The organism is Sphingobium mellinum (genome assembly GCF_037860795.1).
GTDB classification, from domain to species: Bacteria; Pseudomonadota; Alphaproteobacteria; order Sphingomonadales; family Sphingomonadaceae; genus Sphingobium; species Sphingobium mellinum.
The window spans coordinates 662189-679243 of record NZ_JBANRK010000001.1 but is presented as its reverse complement, the minus strand read 5'-3'; the positions used below and the strand labels follow the sequence as shown (position 1 = coordinate 679243).

Sequence of the window (17055 nt, the reverse complement as noted above, 5' to 3'; positions counted from 1 at the left end):
GCGCCATGTTGCGTGTCTCCGGTCTTAAACTGCCCCTCGACCACCCTGCCGGGGCGATGCCCGCCGTCATTTGCGCGCGGCTCGGGCTGGAGCCGCAGGAGTTGATCCGCCATGTCGTAGTGCGGCGGGGCAATGACGCGCGGAGGAAAAGCGCGATCCAGCTGGTCTATACCGTGGATGTCGAACTCGTCGACGAGCAGGCGGTACTGGAACGGTTTGCCGGCGATCATGATGTGCGGCCGCGTCCGGACACCGATTACAGGTTCGTCGCCAAGGCGCCGCCGGGCTGGTCGGGCAAGCGGCCGGTCGTCGTCGGTGCGGGGCCATGCGGCCTGTTTGCCGGCCTCATCCTGGCGCAGATGGGGTTCCGCCCCATCATCCTCGACCGAGGCAAGGTGGTGCGCGAACGGACCAAGGACACCTGGGCCCTGTGGCGCCGGGCGGAGTTGAATCCCGACAGCAATGTCCAGTTCGGCGAAGGCGGGGCCGGCACTTTTTCCGACGGCAAACTCTACTGTCGAGTGAAGGATCCGCGCTTCCTCGGGCGCAAGGTGCTGGAGGAGTTCGTCGCGGCAGGCGCCCCGGACGACATATTGACAGAGGCGCATCCGCATATCGGCACCTTTCGCCTCGTCACCATGGTCGAGAGCATGCGTCGCCAGATCGAAGGGCTGGGGGGCGAATATCGCTGGCAGCACAAGGTCGATGATCTCGAACTCGAGCGGCAGGCCGACGGCCGGCAGCGGCTGCGCGGGCTGCACCTGTCCGATGGCGGCTTCATCGAGGCCGACCACGTCGTGCTGGCCGTAGGGCACAGCGCACGGCCCACTTTCGAGATGCTGCATCGCCAGGGCGTGCATATCGAAGCCAAGCCCTTTTCGATCGGCGTGCGGATCGAACATCCGCAAAGCTGGATCGACCGGGCTCGCTATGGCCAATGCGCCGGGCATCCGGTTCTGGGGGCGGCAGCCTATAGCCTTGCGCATCATTGCGAGAATGGCCGCACCGTCTACAGTTTCTGCATGTGCCCGGGAGGGCGCGTGGTCGCCGCGACATCCGAGGAAGGGCGTGTCGTCACCAACGGCATGAGCCAGTATAGTCGCGCGGAATTCAACGCGAATTCCGGCTTGGTGGTCGGTATCGACCCCGCGCGGGACTATCCCGGCGGCCCCTTGGCGGGCATCGAACTCCAGCGCCACTGGGAGGAGATGGCTTTTGTCGCGGGCGGCTCCTCCTATTGGGCGCCAGGCCAGACGGTCGGTGATTTCCTGGCGGGGCGCGCCTCGACCGGGCTGGGAGCGGTGACGCCTTCCTACAAACCAGGGGTCACCATGACCGACCTGTCCCGATGCCTGCCGGATTTCGCGATCGAATCATTTCGTGAGGCGCTGCCCCTATTTGGTCGGCAGATCGCCAATTATGATCATCCCGATGCCGTGATGACGGGGGTGGAAACGCGTACATCCTCGCCGATCCGTATAACGCGGGGCGGGGATTTTCAGAGCCTCAACGTCAGCGGCCTCTATCCGGCGGGCGAGGGCGCGGGCTATGCCGGCGGGATATTGTCGGCCGCGATCGACGGGATCAAGGTTGCCGAAGCAATCGCGATCGACATTGCCGCATAGGGCGGGCCGCGGCGCCGTTGAGTCGCAGTGGCCTTGCCGCAGGGGCAGCCGGCAAAAAGCCAAACGCTCTTCGCACGTTGCGGCGGCATCCTGTCATCCGGCAAGAAAAGTGCCCTGCTGTCACTCATTCCGTTACGGAAATGAACGGTTTCTGAACTATTTGATATGCCCATGAGTTTGCGGACATATATTCATTATCATCGACTTCGCATTTCCCATATAAAGCGGTTCCTGCTCTCGGCCAGCGGGAAGCTGCCGCAGCAGATCCATTCACAAACATCGATAGACACGCAGAGGAGGCTGCAATGTATGCCAAACCTGTCATCGTGGCGCTGTGCGCCTGCCTCATCTCGCCTGGGGCGGCGATTGCCCGTGCGGGCGGCGGCCAACTGACCGTCGTAGCGCCAGAGAAGAGCCAAATCAGCTACAGCAAATGGACGGACCGTGCAGCGTCGCGCCTGTCGCGGGGTATCCGCAATGCCAGCGCGCTTTACGGCGACCGCGCGTCGACGGGTTATGCGCGTGTGCAGTTCCGGCTGAACGACCAAGGCCGCCCCGCCGATGTTGATTTGGCGGGACCGTCAACCTCTTCAGACATCAACCGCCTATCGCTGCGTGCGATCCGCAGCATGGGTTCGCTGTATCCTCTGCCGCAAGAGGTGAGAGCAGGCTCTCGCTTCGAGGCGTGGATCGTCGTCGCAAACGACGCGGCGGAAAAAGAAAGCATGCTCACCGTCCTGCGTGCCGAGCATCGGGCGCGGACGATGGCGGTGGCAGCGACGGACCAACCCGTTCTCATCGCCATGCGCTGACGGCAAGCGACTTCCGCTGCGGCGCGGCGAGCCTTTAGAAAAAGGGCGGCATCGCGAGATGCCGCCCTTTTTCCCTCTTGCCGGATCGACGCCCCGCATGCCGCGGGGCGAAACCCGATTACTTGAGTTCGACGGTCGCGCCGGCTTCTTCAAGCTGCTTCTTGACCTTCTCGGCCTCGTCCTTGCTGACGCCTTCCTTGATCGCCTTCGGCGCGCCTTCGACGAGCGCCTTGGCTTCGGTCAGGCCCAGGCCAGTGAGGGCACGGACTTCCTTGATGACGTTGATCTTCTTGCCACCGTCGCCGGTCAGGATCACGTCGAATTCGGTCTGCTCTTCAGCAGCAGCGGCCGGAGCGGCAGCAGCCGGGCCAGCGACGGCGACGGCAGCGGCGGCCGAAACGCCCCACTTTTCTTCCAGAGCCTTCGACAGCTCGGCGGCTTCGAGTACGGTCAGGGCCGACAGCTGATCGACCAGAGCATTGATATCTGCCATGTTACTATTCCCTTCTGGGCGGGGCGAAAGCCCCTGCAATGAGTGTTGAAAACGTTAGTCCGGAACAGGCGAGGCCGATCAGGCCGCGTCCTTCTCCGCATAGGCGTTGAAAACCCGCGCGAGCTGCGCAGCCGGCGCCTGGGTGACGGTCGCGAGCTTGGTCGCGGGTGCAACGAGCAGCCCAACAATCTTCGCACGCAGTTCATCCAGCGACGGCATCGAGGCGAGCGCCTTGACGCCCTCCGCGTTCAGCAGCACTTCGCCCATCGCACCGCCAACGATCTCAAGCTTGTCGTTGGTCTTGGCGAATTCGACCGCAACCTTGGCGGCTGCGACCGGATCGGCCGAGGAGGCAAGAGCGACCGGACCAGTCAGCAGGCTGCTGAGGCTGGTATAGTCGGTGCCTTCAAGGGCGATCCTGGCGAGGCGGTTCTTCGTAACCTTGAAGGTCGCGCCGGCTTCGCGCATTTTCTGGCGCAGGTCCGTCGACTGGGCGACGGTCATGCCGAGGTTGCGGGTCACGACGACCACGCCGACCTCTGCCAGATGTGCGTTCAGCGCGGAAACGACCTCAGCTTTCTGATTACGATCCATGCCATTCTCCACTTCATGTCCGCCGGTTGCCCGGCGAACGGCTAAAACCCGTGGCAAGCCACAGGGCACTAAGTCCGAAGGGGAGAGGTCGACTGGCCCGAATCCACTCAATCGCGAACAGGGCAGACCCGGAACGGGCAAGCCCGGCCGGTAAAGAACTTTTCCCCGTCTAGGCTGGAAATTAAGAAGGGCAGATTCCCTTCACCAACTGTCTCGGACGGAAGGCCATCGACATTGCTGCCGGTGGCCTGCTGGGCGCGCCTTACAGAAATCGGGCAGCTGTGTCACGCCGAATCTGTTGTGGCGTTTTCGTCACAAGGAAGGACAGGGCGACCGCCAGCATGACAAGAGCGAAGACGCGGCGCACGATCGTGGCCCGTCCTGACCCTGTCAGCCATCCATGCAGTCCGCTGCCGGTGAGCACGATGACCAAGTGGATCATCGTAGCAATAGAGACGCTGATCAGCGACAGGATCAGTGCGGTGTGCAGGCCAAGCACGGCGCCGTTCAGGAACTGCGGTGCCACCACCAGGAAGAACAGATAGGCTTTGGGATTGAACAGGTTGATGAACGCGCCGGTCATAAAGGCGCGCTGTACGCCCTGATCTGGACGGAGCGATCGGGCGGTCGGTGAAGCGCCGCGCCATGCGTCGATCGCCAGCCACAGCATCATGGCAGCCCCGGCATAGCGCAGCCAGTCCAGCAGCTTGGGAGCCGTTTCCAACAGGAGGGACAGACCCAGCACCGCAAGCAGGGCATTGACGAGCAGCCCGAGCGCCACGCCCCATACCGCCGCCATGCCGAAGCGTCGTCCCTCCGTCGCGGCGAGTCCGGCCATCCAGGCCATGTTCGGGCCGGGCGTGATTTCAATCAGCAGGACAGTCAACGCGAAACCGGTCAGATCCATCGATGCCCCCCAAAGGCTGATGGCCATGGAAATGGGCTATTCTTCGTTCACATCCAATCGAAATGATGGGGGCGCGGCCTCATCCATGCCCTTAGACCCGGTCCGCCTGCACCACGGTATCCAGCGCGCGCAGCGCCGAAAGGATGCGGTTGAGATGCTGCGCGTCGTGCACCTCCAGGTCGATGATGTCGGTGTGGAACGGCCCCTCGCGGTTCACCAGCTGGAGGTTGAGAATGTTTGCCTTGGTCGCGCCGAAGACATTCGCCACCGCCGCCAGCGCGCCCGGCTGGTTCTTGACGATAACCTGGAGCCGCGCGGTGCCGCCCTTGGACTTGCTGTCCCAGCTAAGGTCGATCCAATCATCGTCCTGGCCGGCTTCGAGCGAGCGGCAGTCGATCGTGTGGACCTCGATCGGCTCGCCGGTGCGGCGGACGCCGACGATGCGGTCGCCGGGGACAGGGTGGCAGCAGTCGCCCAGATTATAGGCGATGCCGGGCGTCAGGCCGCGGATCGAGACGGGCGCGTGCTGGCGGGGATGCGCCTCCTCCACGCCTTCGGCGCTGGTGGAGCCGGGCATCAGCGCTTCCATCACCTCAGAATCGCGCAGCCGGTGCGTGGCGATCGCGACCATCAGCGCCGCGCGGTCCTCCAGCTTCAGCCGCTTGAGCGCGGCCTTCAAAGCCTTGTCGCCCAGTTCGCTCGCCAGCTCGTGCGGGAAGCGGCCGATGATCTCCTCATAGAGTTTTTCGCCGAGCGCCACTTCTTCGCCGCGCTGCTTCTGGCGGATGAAGCGGCGGATGGCGGCGCGCGCCTTGCCGGTGACGGCGAAGGTCAGCCAGCCGGGTTGCGGTTCCTGTCCTTCCGATTTCAAAATTTCGACCTGATCGCCATTTTCCAGGCTGGTGCGCAGCGGAACCACGCGGCCGTTGACCTTGGCTCCGACCGTCTGGTTCCCGAGCGAGGTGTGGACGGCATAGGCGAAATCGACCGGGGTCGAGCCCTTGGGCAGCTGGTGCAGCTCTCCCTTTGGGGAAAAGGCGAAGATGCGGTCCTGGTACATCGCCATGCGGGTATGTTCGAGCAGTTCGTCGGCATCCTGGCTCTGTTCCAGGATTTCGACGAGGTCGCGCAGCCACGCCGCATGATGGTCGGTCGCGTCGCCCTTCTGCTTGTAGGCCCAGTGCGCTGCGAGGCCGAGTTCGGCGTCATTGTGCATGTCGCGGCTGCGAATCTGCACCTCGATACGCGCATTGTCCTGATGGATGACGGTGGTGTGCAGAGACCGATAGCCGTTGCGCTTGGGCGTGGAGATATAGTCTTTGAACCGGCCGGGCACCATTTTGTAGGTCTGGTGGATGACGCCCAGCGCCCGGTAGCAATCCTCGGTGGTTTCGGTGATGACCCGGAACGCCATGACGTCGGTCAGCTGTTCAAAGCTGATATGGCGTTCCTGCATCTTCTTCCAGATGGAATAAGGGTGCTTTTCCCGCCCCGAGACGGTGACCGACAGGCCCTTGCCCCCGAGCAGCAGTTGCAGCTCCGCGCCGATGCGGTCGACCTTGTCATGGCCGCCCTCCTTCAGCTGTTCCAGACGCTTGGTGATGCTGTCATAGGCTTCGGGTTCCAGCTCGCGGAAGGAGAGGAGCTGCATTTCGCGCATGAAGTCGTACATGCCGATCCGCTCGGCGAGCGGCGCGTAGATGTCCATCGTCTCGCGGGCGATGCGGCGGCGCTTGGCTTCATTCTTGATGAAGTGGAGTGTACGCATGTTGTGGAGGCGGTCGGCCAGCTTCACCAGAAGCACGCGGATGTCGTCCGACATGGCGAGCAGGAACTTGCGGAGATTTTCCGCCGCCCGCTCATTTTCGCTCATCGCCTCGATCTTGCTGAGCTTGGTGACACCGTCGACCATGCGCGCGACGTCGGGGCCAAAGGCGCTCTCTATCTCCTCATAGGTGACGAGCGTGTCCTCGATCGTGTCATGCAGCAGCGCCGTGACGATGGTCTGGTCGTCGAGGTTGAAGTCCGTCAGGATGCCCGCCACCTCGATCGGGTGGCTGAAATAGGGGTCGCCGCTGGCGCGCTTCTGGGACCCGTGTTTCTGGACGGAAAACACATAGGCGCGGTTGATCATCGCCTCGTCCGCGTCCGGATCGTAGCGCTTCACCCGTTCGACAAGTTCATATTGACGCAGCATTGTTTCCCGATTGTCCGGGAAGCGCCTTGCCGTGCAACAAAAAAATCCCATCTTGAGGCAAATCGGCTGCGCTTTTGCAACGGTCGCCGCTTTGCGCTATCTGGATGGGACGATGAAGCACAACCTGGCGCAGGATCTGGAACAGTGCGCGCTACCCAGCGCACTGGAGGCTATGGGGGAACGATGGTCCTTCCTCATCCTGCGCGGCGCCCTGTCGGGCATCCTTCATTTCGAGGAATTCCAGTCGACCCTCAGCATAGCGCGCAACATCCTTGCCAACCGGCTGGCCCGGCTGGTGGAGAATGGCATCATGGTGCGCCAGCCCATGCAGTGCGACCGGCGCAAGGTGGAATATCGCCTGACCGAAAAGGGCCAGGAGCTCGCGCCCGTCATGATCGCGCTGCGGCAGTGGGGGGAAAAATGGGGCTGTGGGCCAGTCTCCTGCCAGGTGCTGGCCGATCGCCGCGACGGGCGGCCGATCCGCCCGGTGACAATCCAGGCGCATGACGGACGGGAGCTTCAATTATGCGATCTGGTCTGGCTGTGCCCCGACGAGATCACGCCGATGACGCAGGAGCCGGCGACCGCCGCTTAACGCGGGACGGCTTCACCCCGCCTGGCAAATCGCCTAGGCTGGCGGCAATGTCCGTGCATCGCATCCAGCCGCAGCCCTTTTTCGCTGACAAGAACCGCGCCTTCTGGAACCTGCAATCGGTTGGATGGGCAGGGGCCTTTCTGCTGCGCGGGTCGTCGACCATTGCCAATGGGCAGCCCCTGTCCAGCCTGATCCCGGTCATGATCTCGACCGTCTCGGGCTATTCGGTCACGCTGCTGATTGCGGTGATATTCCGGTTCCTCCAGCGGCAGCGACCGATCATTACCTGGGGCGCGTCGATCCTGACGGTCGTGATGGCGGCCGCGTTGGTGGCCTCTATCGACGCCTGGGTCTTTTCCACCCAGAATCGGGGCAGCGATACAGCGGGGTTGCAGCTGTTCCTGGGGGCCTTTTACCTCAGCATCACTCTGCTTGGGGCCTGGTCGGCGCTTTATTATGCGATCAACTTCTATCTGACGGTGGAGGAGCAGGCGGATCAATTGCTCCGGCTGGAAAACCAGGCGTCCAGCGCCCAGCTGGCGATGCTGCGCTACCAGCTCAACCCGCATTTCCTGTTCAACACTCTGAACAGCATTTCGACCCTGGTGCTGTTGAAGCAGACCGATCGGGCGAACCAGATGCTGTCGCGCCTGTCATCCTTCCTGCGCTACACGCTGATCAACGAGCCGACGGCGCATGTCACGATCGAGCAGGAGATCGAGACGCTTAAACTCTATCTGGAGATCGAGAAGATGCGGTTCGAGGATCGGCTGCGGCCGGTCTTCCACATCGATCCCGCCGTCGCACAGGCGCGGCTGCCTTCGCTGCTGCTCCAGCCGCTGGTCGAGAATGCGATCAAATATGCGGTCACCCCGAAGGAGGAGGGGGCCGAGATTTCGGTTACGGCGCAGCCTGCCGGTGAAAATGTCCGGATCGTCGTATCGGACACGGGTCCGGGATTGAACGAGGGGCTCACGCGCCCGAACACTCCGTCGTGCGCGGGGACAGGCGTAGGTCTGGCGAATATCCGGGATCGGCTGATTCAGGCCTTCGGGGAACGCCAGAGCTTCGAGACGCGTTCCACGCCTAGCGGTTTTTCGGTTTCGATCGAAATGCCGCTTAATCTGGATGAACCATCGAAAGTGGCCGCATGACCATCAGAACAATCCTCGTCGACGACGAAAGCCTGGCTATCCAAGGCCTCAAGCTGCGTCTGGAAGCGCATGAGGATGTTGAAATAGTCGAAACCTGCTCGAATGGCCGCGAAGCCATCCGCGCTATCAAGACGCATAAACCCGACCTTGTGTTCCTCGATATCCAGATGCCCGGCTTTGACGGCTTTTCCGTCGTGCAGGGATTGATGGAGGTCGAACCCCCGCTCTTCATCTTTTGCACCGCCTATAGCGACCATGCCATCCGCGCGTTCGAGGCGCAGGCGGTCGATTACCTTATGAAGCCGGTCGACGAAGGCCGGCTGGCCGACGCGCTGGACCGCGTGCGCCAGCGGCTGTCGGAAAAGAAGCAGGTGCAGGAGGCAGAAAAGCTGCGCGAGGTGCTGGCCGAGATTGCGCCCGATGCGATGAGCGACTTCGACGCCGGTGGCGACGAGGATGCGCCCGCGTCCAATCGCTTCGAAAAGCTCATCAACATCAAGGATCGCGGACAGATTTTCCGCGTCGACGTCGATTCGATCGAGCGGATAGACGCGGCCGGCGACTATATGTGCATCTACACCGCCGACAATTCGCTGATCCTGCGCGAGACGATGAAGGATCTGGAAAAGCGGCTCGACCCGCGCAATTTCCAGCGGGTGCATCGCTCGACGATCGTCAATCTGAGCCAGGTGCGGCAGGTCAAGCCGCATACCAACGGGGAATGTTTCCTGGTGCTCGAATCAGGGGCGCAGGTGAAGGTCAGCCGTTCCTACCGGGATGTGGTGGCGCGTTTCGTGCATTGACGGGTCTCGACAAGGCCGAACCCAACGGCGGCAAGCGCTTGTCTATCTGAACACCCATTGCCGGTTGAGGCCGAAGACCAGGGCAGGGGTGACGAACAGCATGGCCGGGATGGGCGACCATTCCGGCCAGCGCATATGCGTGACGCAAAGATAGACCCACAGAGCATTGAGCGCGTAGCTGACCAGCGACACGGCGACGAACTTCACGCCCCGGCTGGCGCCATTGTCGCGGCTGCCATGGCCGCGAAAGGTGAAGGCGCTGTGGGCGACATAGCCGATCATCACCGCTGTCAGATAGCCGATGACGTTGGCGATCTGCGGATGGACCCCGACGGGCGCCGCCAGGGTCCAGTAGATGACAGCCTGACAGGCCGTGACGAAAAGGCCGCTGAGGCCATAGCGGACGATCTGCCAGAACAGCGCCTGCCGTTCGGGCGGCAGGGATGACAGGAATTTCATGTGCTCGCCCCGTTGCGCTTTGATGCGGAGCCTCTAATCCACCCGCCATGAACTTGCAAAGCGGCGTTACCTTGCGCGGTCGTGCCATCCGCACGCTGACGGCCTTGTCGATCTGGGCGGATCAGAACTGGAAATGGCTGACCTTTCTGATGTGGCTGGTGGCCGCCACCTGGCTGTTTTATTCGCATTGGCCGCAGATTCACTGGCTGACGCTCAGCGATACCGACGACAATATCCGTTACCTGCAAGTCAAGGACTGGCTCGTGGGGCAGGGCTGGTACGATCTGCGTCAATATCGGCTCGACCCGCCGGCCGGTTTCGATATTCACTGGTCCCGGCTCGTCGACCTGCCGCTGTCGGGGCTGATGCTGTTCTTCCGCGCTTTTGTCGACCAGGGAATGGCGGATCGGTTGGCCTGCGCGATCGCGCCGATGATTCCGCTGCTGCCGCTGATGCTGGGGCTGGGCTTCATCGCACGGCGCCTGGCAGGCGGCAATGGCTGGATCCTCGCCGCTCTGGCGCCTTATGCCGCGCAAATGGGGCTCGGCATGTTCGTGCCGATGCGGATCGATCATCATGGCTGGCAACTGGCGTTCACGGTGCTGATGCTGGCCGGTCTGGTCGACCGCAACTGGCTGCGCGGCGGGCTGGTCGCGGGCGTCACCAGCGCCCTGTCGATCGCGATCGGCATGGAGATGATCGTTTACCTGGCCGCCGGCGGCGCGCTGATCGCGTTGCGGTGGGTGTTCAAGGAAGGCGCCGCCCGGCGAATGCTGCCCTATGCGCTGAGCCTGTCCGGGTCTGTCTCCATCCTCTTCCTGCTGTTTGCGAGCGAAGCCAATCGGCGCATGGTGTGCGACGCCATATCGCCTGTCTGGGTCGCTATATTCGGCGCCGTGGGCGCGGGGATGACGCTGCTGGCGTTGCTGCCCCTTCGCGGCTGGCCAGCGCGCCTGGGCGCGGGTTTGCTGGTCGGCGGCGGCGTCGCGGCCTTTGCCTGGCTGAACTGGCCACAATGCCTGTCCAGCGCCTATCAGATCTCGCCCGAACTGCAGCGCCTGTGGCTCGCCAATATCCGGGAGGCCAAGCCCATCACGGCGCAAGCGCGCAGCCTGATCGTGCCGCTGATGGCGATACCGGCGGCCGGCGTGTTCGGCCTCGTCTGGGCGCTGTGGGACGCGCGCCGGGACAGCGACCGGCTGTGGGCCTGGGGGACCGTCGGGTTGATGATGGTCTTTTCGACCGCGCTGCTTTTCTGGCAGCTGCGCGCTGGTCCCGCGGCGCAGCTGCTGGCGATTCCCCCGGCCGCCTGGGCCGCGCACCGGATGGTCCGCGCTCTTCTATATGGGCGGCCGCTGATCCGTCTGCTGGGCGTGGCAGGGGCTGCGCTGCTGAGCGCGGCGGCCTTCGCCACCCCGCTCTACCCCCAGATCAACACCCTTTGGGCCGAATGGACGGGCGAAGCGCCAAAGCCGCAGAAGCCGGCGACCAAGGCGCGGCAGGAAGCGATCAACAAGGCCAATGGCCGATGCCGGTCCCTGCCGGCGCTGGAAGCGCTCAACCAGTTGCCGTCCGCGACCATCTTCACCATGGTCGACCTTGGGCCCCGCATCATCGCGACCACCCACCAGAGCGCCATCGCCGGTCCCTATCACCGTAACGGCAACGTGATACTGGACGTCCATCACGCCTTTGACGGCGCCCCGGAAGGCTTCCGGGCGATCGCGGGACGGCATCATGCCACCTATCTGCTGATATGCCCGGGTTTCCCCGAAGGCACCGTATATCAGGCGCGCAGCCCGCGCGGCTTCTATGCGCGGCTGATGCGGGGAGAGGTGCCCGGCTGGCTGATCCCGGTGCCGCTCAAGAGCGGCTTCACGCTGCCCTACACGCTGTATCGCATCGATTATTCAGCGCCGGGCAGCGAAAAAGGCGCGCAGCAGCGCTGACGCTTCAGCTTCGGCCATGCCGCCATAGACATCGGGGCGGTGCAGGCATTGCGGCTGGGCGAACAGGCGCGGTCCCTGTTCGATCGCCCCACCTTTGGGATCGGCTGCGCCATAATAGAGACGCGCGATGCGGGCATGGGAGATAGCACCGGCGCACATCGGGCAGGGCTCCAGGGTCACCCACAAATCGCAGTCGGCAAGGCGAAAGTCGCCGAGCCTGGCGGCGGCCTGACGCAGGGCGACGATTTCCGCATGAGCGGTGGGGTCATTGTCCCGCCGGTTACGATTTTCGCCCTCGCCGATAATCGCGCCGTGCAAAGTCACGACCGCGCCGATCGGCACTTCGCCGGCGGCCTCGGCCGAATGCGCGAGATCCAGGGCGCGGCGCATGGGAAAGGGCAAAGGAAACGGGGCAGCCATTCCCTCGCCCATAGAGCATTGCGAGACGCGGCGAAACGATCAGGGCTTCTTCACGTCCACCGTCGGCACCTTCACCGTTTCGTTGCGGGCCCCAACCTCGACCTTGCCCACTTCGGCGTCGAATTTCGGCAGTTGGCCGCCTTCAACCGCGATCTTGGGCAGGCTGCCTTCCTGCGTCTTCTGCAGGTTGATGAAGCCGGTGGCTATGCCGCCAGCCAATATCAGCAGCACAACCAGCAACAGGCCACCAATGAGTCGCATTTCGCTCTCCTTCGAGATATGGGGCGGAAACGTCCGAGGCGGGCAAAGGGTTGCGGAGGCGGTCCGATCGTCGGGGCCGGGCGGCTTGACGGGGGGCGGGAATCCCGCTATCGGCGCCGCTTTCCGAACGAACACGAATTACAAGGTTGATTGACTATGTCGCGCATCTGCGAGCTGACCGGCAAGGGCCGCCAGGTGGGTCACAACGTGTCCCACGCCAACAACAAGACCAAGCGTGTGTTCCTGCCCAACCTGCAGAACGTGTCGCTGATCTCCGAAACGCTGGAGACCACGGTGAAGCTGCGCGTGTCCACCCACGGCCTGCGTTCCGTCGAGCATAATGGCGGCCTGGACAACTGGCTGCTGAAGACGAATGACGACAAGCTGTCGCTCAAGGCGCGTCGCCTCAAGCGCGACATCGCCAAGAAGCAGGCTGCCGCTGCCGCCTGATTCGGTTCGCGTCGGTTCATTTTGAAGAGGCGGCCTGGCAACGGGCCGCTTTTTTGCGTGTGGGGGATTGGCGGTCCCCGCCCTTGAAGCATGTTGCATCCGATGGCTTCGGCCCGGATGCTCCAGATCCTTATTGGCCGCCTTTTACGAGCCAGCAGATGAGTCCGTCTGCTGAGAAGCGCTCCACCGCCGCAGCGCGAATTTCAGCAGCAGCGTGCGCTGGAAAAATTCGTGATTATCGTCTGAGGCGATCCACAGAATAGTGCGCTCGCCTTCCCGACTGACCGCCAGACCTTCGAAATTGTCGGCGAGCAGGGGCGGCGCGAGCCGGGCAAGGCTGCGCGCCTGGAGCAGTTCGCCCGGGCGCGGGCGGGCCGGTAGTTCGACGATGGCGAGTACGGCGGTGAACAGGTTTTGCAGCGTCACCCGCCGGTTGAGGACCAGCAGGTGTCGATCGTCCAGCGCGACCGCGTCAGTCGGACGATAGCCGCGAGGAGGGACATAGCGCAGGTGCAGGGGCGCTGCCGTGCCACTTTCGGTCGGATCGTCCCCGAACAGCAGCGTGTCGTGGCTGCCGTCGCTGGCCATGCCCATTTCCGCGATCACCAGAAAACGACCGTCGGGCAGGCGGGCCATGGATTCGATCGAACCGGTTTCGGGCCAGGCTTCTATCTCTGGCCAGGTGCGGCAGGCCTCGACCCGGGCGAAGCCCGGCGCATAGCGGCAGATGCGTTGCAGCATTTCGAATCCCACCCAGTAGCGGTCGGTGGCGGGGTCATGGGCCATGGATTCGGAATCCCATGCCCACCAGGGCTCGTCCCGATCTTCCTGACGTACCGGGATCGGCGCGATGAAAGGGCGGCTGTCGCGCGTGGGTTGCATCGCGAAGCCCATCAGCGTTCCGGAGTCGCTCAGCGCCAGGACGTGGCCGGATTGGTCGACAAGCAGCGAGGATATGCCCCCAAAGCCCTGATGCGGGCTGGTGAGCTGCCATCCGCCCAGATAGTCGAGAGCGCCCACCGAACGGGCCGGCCCATCAGCGCGGAGCGGCAGCGAGCGGGCCGTCACGAGCAGCGGGCCGGGGCCGAAAAGCCGTGGCTTGTTCTTGTGCGGTGCCGGCAGCAGCAGGATCGCAAGCAGGAGGACGATCAGGATTCGGCGCATCGCCCCGCCATAGGCAATGTGAGCGTCCCCACCAATGATCGAGACGGATCGCCGGTGCAAAGCGGGCCGAGGGCGGCGGCATATGTCGCCTTCAGCCCTGAACCGATGGAGATTTCAGCTGAACGGCGGCTGACATGCCCATTCAGGCACGGCTCAATGCGAATCAGGCAAAAGGGGGGCAATCGATGGTGCGGCGGAATCATAAGCGCACCCCAATCGACCGCAGAATAGAGGAGCAACGCCATGAAGACGAAATTTCTGATCAATCTGGGGGCCGCGCTGGCGATGGGCGCTGCTTCCCTGGCAGCAACCGCAGCCCCCGCCCAGGCGCATGACGGCTGGGGCCGCTACGAGCGCGGCGATTATTATCGCGGCGGTCAGGGCTATGGCTATCGCGGTGATTATTATCGGGGCGATCAAGGCTATCGGGGTGACTATTATCGCGGTTACCGTGGCGATCGCTACTATCGCAACAATTATTACCGCAGCTATCGCGGCGGCTACCGCTGCCGGGACAATGGCACGGGCGGCACGATCATCGGCGCGATTGCGGGTGGCTTGCTGGGCAACGAGATCGGCAGGGGCAGCGGGCGTTATGGCCGGCGTGGCGACGGCACGGCCGGCGCGATCATCGGCGCTGGCGTGGGCGCACTGGCCGGCCGGGCGATCGACCGGGATTGCTGAGCGGCATCAGGGCTTGCGATCAGAGAGGGCCGTCCGACAGGGCGGCCCTTTTTCCTTGGCGCGCTTCGCGTCGGCGCGTCCGCAACGAACGGCTATCTTCAAGGCATAGAAAAAGGCCGCCCCGTAACCGGCGCGGCCCCTTCCCAACCTTCGAAACGAAGGAAATTACATCGCGTTCGAAGCAGCGTTCGAAGCGGCGTTGGTGGCGTTCGCAGCAGCGTTGCTCGCGTTCGAAGCGGCGTTCTCAGCAGCGTTCATGGCGTTGTCGGCAGCATTCGAAGCATTCTCGGCAGCGTTGGCCGCAGTGTTAGTGGCGTTGTCTTCATGCTTGGAGCAAGCGGCGAGGCCGAGCGACGCGGCGAGAACGAGCGAAAGAGCAATCGACTTGGTCATGGGTTAACCCCTCTCTGAGAAAAAAACAGTGCAGACCACTCTCGGAGAAAAGTTCACCCCCCTTTGCGCCTGCGGGCCGATTCGTAATGAATTGGGCCACTCAAGGCAATCCCATTCCTGCATTCTGGCGAGTCGCAGCTCTTTTACGGCCGATGGGTGGGGCCATTGACGCATATAAAGATTTCTTTATATGATGTCCCCATGGGCGCGACACTCGACATTTTCAGGGCTCTGGGAGATCCCACGCGCCTGCGCATCATCTATCTTCTGCGCGCGATGGAACTGGCCGTGGGCGAAATCGCGCAGGTGGTCGGGCAAAGCCAGCCGCGCGTGTCGCGCCATGTCCGCATCCTGGCCGAGGCGGGGCTCGTCGAACGGCGCAAGGAAGGTAATTGGGTATTCCTGCGACTGGGCCGGGCGGCGCGTATCGCGCCCTTCCTGACATTGTTCGACGACCTTGCGCCATCCGATAGCGAGCAATTGTGGCAGCGGGCGGACCTCGCCCGGCTGGCCGCCGTGCGCGCCGACCGGGCCCAGGCGGCGGAGAGCTATTTCGCCGAACATGCCGAGGAATGGGACGCGATCCGCTCTCTCCATGTGCCCGAAGACGACGTCGAAGCGGTCATGACCCGGTTGCTGGGCGTCGAGCCGATCGGCCATCTGCTGGACGTCGGGACGGGCACGGGGCGGATGATCGAACTGTTCGGCCCCCCGGCAGCGCAGGTCACGGCGCTGGACCGCAGCCCCGACATGCTGCGGCTCGCCCGGGCCAAGCTGCCCGAAGATGCGGGCGACAAATATGCGCTGGTGCTCGGCGACTTTGGAGCGCTGCCACTGGAGCCGGGCAGCGTCGACACGGTGGTGCTGCATCAGGTTTTGCACTATGCGCAGGCGCCCGAGGCGGTGATCGCCGAGGTCGCGCGCGTCACCAGCGCCGGCGGCCGCGTACTGATCGCCGACTTTGCGGCGCATGAACGGGAAGAATTGCGGCTGCGCGACCAGCATGCGCGGCTGGGCTTTTCCGATGAGCAGATGGACAATTGGTTCGCCGATGCGGGCCTTGACCTGGAACGGGTGGAAGTGTTGCCCGGACAGGAACTGACGGTGCAACTATGGCTGGGGCGGCGCCGGGGCGCCGGCATCCTGCGACATGAAGGACGACTTTCCGCATGACATTGAGCTCCCCTTCCGTCGAAGAGGCCCGGCGCGCGCTGGACGCACCGCTCTACGCCGATCTGGCGGGCGACCTGAATGTCAGCTTCGAATTCTTCCCGCCCAAGACGGACAAGATGGAAGAGCAGCTATGGTCCGCCATCCAGACGCTGACGCCGCTCGCCCCCAAATTCGTATCGGTGACTTATGGCGCCGGCGGTTCGACGCGGGAGCGGACCCATAACACGGTTGCGCGGATCGCGAAGGAAACGCCGCTTTCGGCCGCTGCGCATCTGACCTGCGTGGCGGCGAGCAAGGCGGAGATTGACGAGGTGGTCGACGCATATTGGGAAGCCGGTGTGCGGCACATCGTCGCCCTTCGCGGCGACCCCCCGCAGGCGGGCGCGAAGTTCGAGCCACATCCCGACGGCTACAGGGGCGCGGCGGAACTGGTCGAAGGGCTGATGAAGCGGCATCCGTTCGAAATCTCCGTGGCGGCCTATCCCGAAACCCATCCAGACGCGGCCAGCGCGCAGAGCGATATCGACAATCTGAAGCGCAAGCTGGACGCCGGGGCGACGCGGGCGATCACGCAGTTCTTCTTCGAACCCAATACTTTCTTCCGCTTTCGCGACACGGTGGCGGCGGCCGGGATCGACGCGGAGATCATTCCGGGCATCATGCCTGTCAGCAATTTCGCCGCGGTCCAACGCATGTCGGCCATGTGCAATACCGATGTGCCCGGCTGGATGGGCAAGCTGTTCGAAGGGCTGGATGACCTGCCCGCCGCGCGGCAGCTCGTGTCGGCCACGCTGGCGGCGGAACTGTGCCGCAAGCTCTATGCGGGCGGCGTGCGCGACTTTCATTTCTACACGCTCAACCGGGCGGAACTGAGCTATGCGATCTGCCATCTGCTCGGTTTGAGGCCGCAAGCCGCCTGACC

Annotated in this window: 19 protein-coding genes; 10 read left to right on the top strand and 9 right to left on the bottom strand. The window is 63.6% G+C overall.

All coding sequences use genetic code 11. The features are described 5' to 3' along the window. The first annotated feature begins 5 nt into the window (after nt 1-5). Nucleotides 6-1625, top strand: coding sequence for an NAD(P)/FAD-dependent oxidoreductase (locus AAC640_RS03445; protein WP_340264671.1), 1620 nt, complete (start codon nt 6-8; stop codon nt 1623-1625). Between the two features lie 305 nt (nt 1626-1930). Then, complete coding sequence (locus tag AAC640_RS03440) at nt 1931-2437, top strand: energy transducer TonB family protein (RefSeq protein WP_340264670.1); 507 nt, start codon at nt 1931-1933, stop codon at nt 2435-2437. A gap of 118 nt (nt 2438-2555) precedes the next feature. Here the strand turns inward: AAC640_RS03440 and rplL are convergent, their stop codons facing one another. The 4 genes from rplL to AAC640_RS03420 form a co-directional block, all read right to left on the bottom strand. Then, nucleotides 2556-2930 (bottom strand): 50S ribosomal protein L7/L12, encoded by a 375-nt coding sequence (gene rplL, locus AAC640_RS03435; protein WP_340264669.1) that lies wholly within the window; start codon nt 2928-2930, stop codon nt 2556-2558. A 78-nt stretch (nt 2931-3008) separates the two neighbouring features. Then, the gene (gene rplJ, locus AAC640_RS03430; protein ID WP_340264668.1) at nt 3009-3524 is read right to left on the bottom strand and encodes a 50S ribosomal protein L10; all 516 of its coding nucleotides are present in this window, start codon (nt 3522-3524) and stop codon (nt 3009-3011) included. A 262-nt stretch (nt 3525-3786) separates the two neighbouring features. Next, nucleotides 3787-4458, bottom strand: coding sequence for a LysE family translocator (locus AAC640_RS03425; protein WP_340264667.1), 672 nt, complete (start codon nt 4456-4458; stop codon nt 3787-3789). Nucleotides 4459-4522: 64 nt separating this feature from the next. Beyond that, nucleotides 4523-6628, bottom strand: coding sequence for a RelA/SpoT family protein (locus AAC640_RS03420; RefSeq protein WP_340264666.1), 2106 nt, complete (start codon nt 6626-6628; stop codon nt 4523-4525). A gap of 112 nt (nt 6629-6740) precedes the next feature. Between AAC640_RS03420 and AAC640_RS03415 the strand changes: the two genes are divergently transcribed. The 3 genes from AAC640_RS03415 to AAC640_RS03405 are packed head-to-tail and all read left to right on the top strand — an operon-like array spanning nt 6741 to nt 9180. Next, entirely contained in the window at nt 6741-7223 is a 483-nt protein-coding gene (locus AAC640_RS03415; protein WP_340264665.1) for a winged helix-turn-helix transcriptional regulator, read from the top strand. Nucleotides 7224-7270: 47 nt separating this feature from the next. Next, nucleotides 7271-8377, top strand: coding sequence for a sensor histidine kinase (locus AAC640_RS03410; RefSeq protein WP_340264664.1), 1107 nt, complete (start codon nt 7271-7273; stop codon nt 8375-8377). Next, nucleotides 8374-9180 (top strand): LytR/AlgR family response regulator transcription factor, encoded by an 807-nt coding sequence (locus AAC640_RS03405; RefSeq protein WP_340264663.1) that lies wholly within the window; start codon nt 8374-8376, stop codon nt 9178-9180. The genes AAC640_RS03410 and AAC640_RS03405 overlap by 4 nt, the downstream gene beginning before the upstream one ends. 42 nt (nt 9181-9222) lie before the next feature. Here the strand turns inward: AAC640_RS03405 and AAC640_RS03400 are convergent, their stop codons facing one another. Next, nucleotides 9223-9639, bottom strand: a complete 417-nt coding sequence (locus tag AAC640_RS03400; RefSeq protein WP_340264662.1) for a GtrA family protein — start codon at nt 9637-9639, stop codon at nt 9223-9225. 47 nt (nt 9640-9686) lie between these two features. Between AAC640_RS03400 and AAC640_RS03395 the strand changes: the two genes are divergently transcribed. Next, nucleotides 9687-11588 carry a hypothetical protein gene (locus tag AAC640_RS03395; protein ID WP_340264661.1) on the top strand — a complete coding sequence of 634 codons (1902 nt, stop codon included), beginning with the start codon at nt 9687-9689 and terminating at the stop codon, nt 11586-11588. Here the strand turns inward: AAC640_RS03395 and AAC640_RS03390 are convergent. Both AAC640_RS03390 and AAC640_RS03385 read right to left on the bottom strand, forming a co-directional pair. Continuing rightward, the gene (locus AAC640_RS03390; RefSeq protein WP_340264660.1) at nt 11550-12008 is read right to left on the bottom strand and encodes a nucleoside deaminase; all 459 of its coding nucleotides are present in this window, start codon (nt 12006-12008) and stop codon (nt 11550-11552) included. The genes AAC640_RS03395 and AAC640_RS03390 overlap by 39 nt on opposite strands. Nucleotides 12009-12047: 39 nt before the next feature. Then, nucleotides 12048-12269: a hypothetical protein gene (locus AAC640_RS03385; RefSeq protein ID WP_340264659.1), complete on the bottom strand. Its 222-nt coding sequence runs from the start codon at nt 12267-12269 to the stop codon at nt 12048-12050. Between the two features lie 156 nt (nt 12270-12425). Between AAC640_RS03385 and rpmB the strand changes: the two genes are divergently transcribed. Beyond that, a complete protein-coding gene (gene rpmB / locus AAC640_RS03380; protein WP_340264658.1) occupies nt 12426-12719 on the top strand; it encodes a 50S ribosomal protein L28 in 294 nt (97 codons plus the stop codon). 144 nt (nt 12720-12863) lie between these two features. Here the strand turns inward: rpmB and AAC640_RS03375 are convergent, their stop codons facing one another. After that, a complete protein-coding gene (locus AAC640_RS03375) occupies nt 12864-13883 on the bottom strand; it encodes an esterase-like activity of phytase family protein (RefSeq protein WP_340264657.1) in 1020 nt (339 codons plus the stop codon). A 243-nt stretch (nt 13884-14126) separates the two neighbouring features. Here AAC640_RS03375 and AAC640_RS03370 point away from each other — a divergent pair, with 243 nt between their 5' ends. Next, on the top strand, nt 14127-14567 hold the full coding sequence (locus AAC640_RS03370; RefSeq protein ID WP_340264656.1) for a glycine zipper 2TM domain-containing protein: 441 nt from the start codon (nt 14127-14129) through the stop codon (nt 14565-14567). Between the two features lie 165 nt (nt 14568-14732). Here AAC640_RS03370 and AAC640_RS03365 read toward each other — a convergent pair whose 3' ends face one another. Beyond that, nucleotides 14733-14960, bottom strand: a complete 228-nt coding sequence (locus tag AAC640_RS03365; protein ID WP_340264655.1) for a circumsporozoite protein — start codon at nt 14958-14960, stop codon at nt 14733-14735. 201 nt (nt 14961-15161) lie between these two features. On the opposite strand from AAC640_RS03365, the gene AAC640_RS03360 reads away from it, so the two are divergent. Further along, entirely contained in the window at nt 15162-16133 is a 972-nt protein-coding gene (locus tag AAC640_RS03360; protein ID WP_340264654.1) for an ArsR/SmtB family transcription factor, read from the top strand. Further along, nucleotides 16130-17053, top strand: coding sequence for a methylenetetrahydrofolate reductase (gene metF / locus AAC640_RS03355; RefSeq protein ID WP_340264653.1), 924 nt, complete (start codon nt 16130-16132; stop codon nt 17051-17053). The genes AAC640_RS03360 and metF overlap by 4 nt, the downstream gene beginning before the upstream one ends. The last annotated feature ends 2 nt before the right edge of the window (nt 17054-17055 follow it).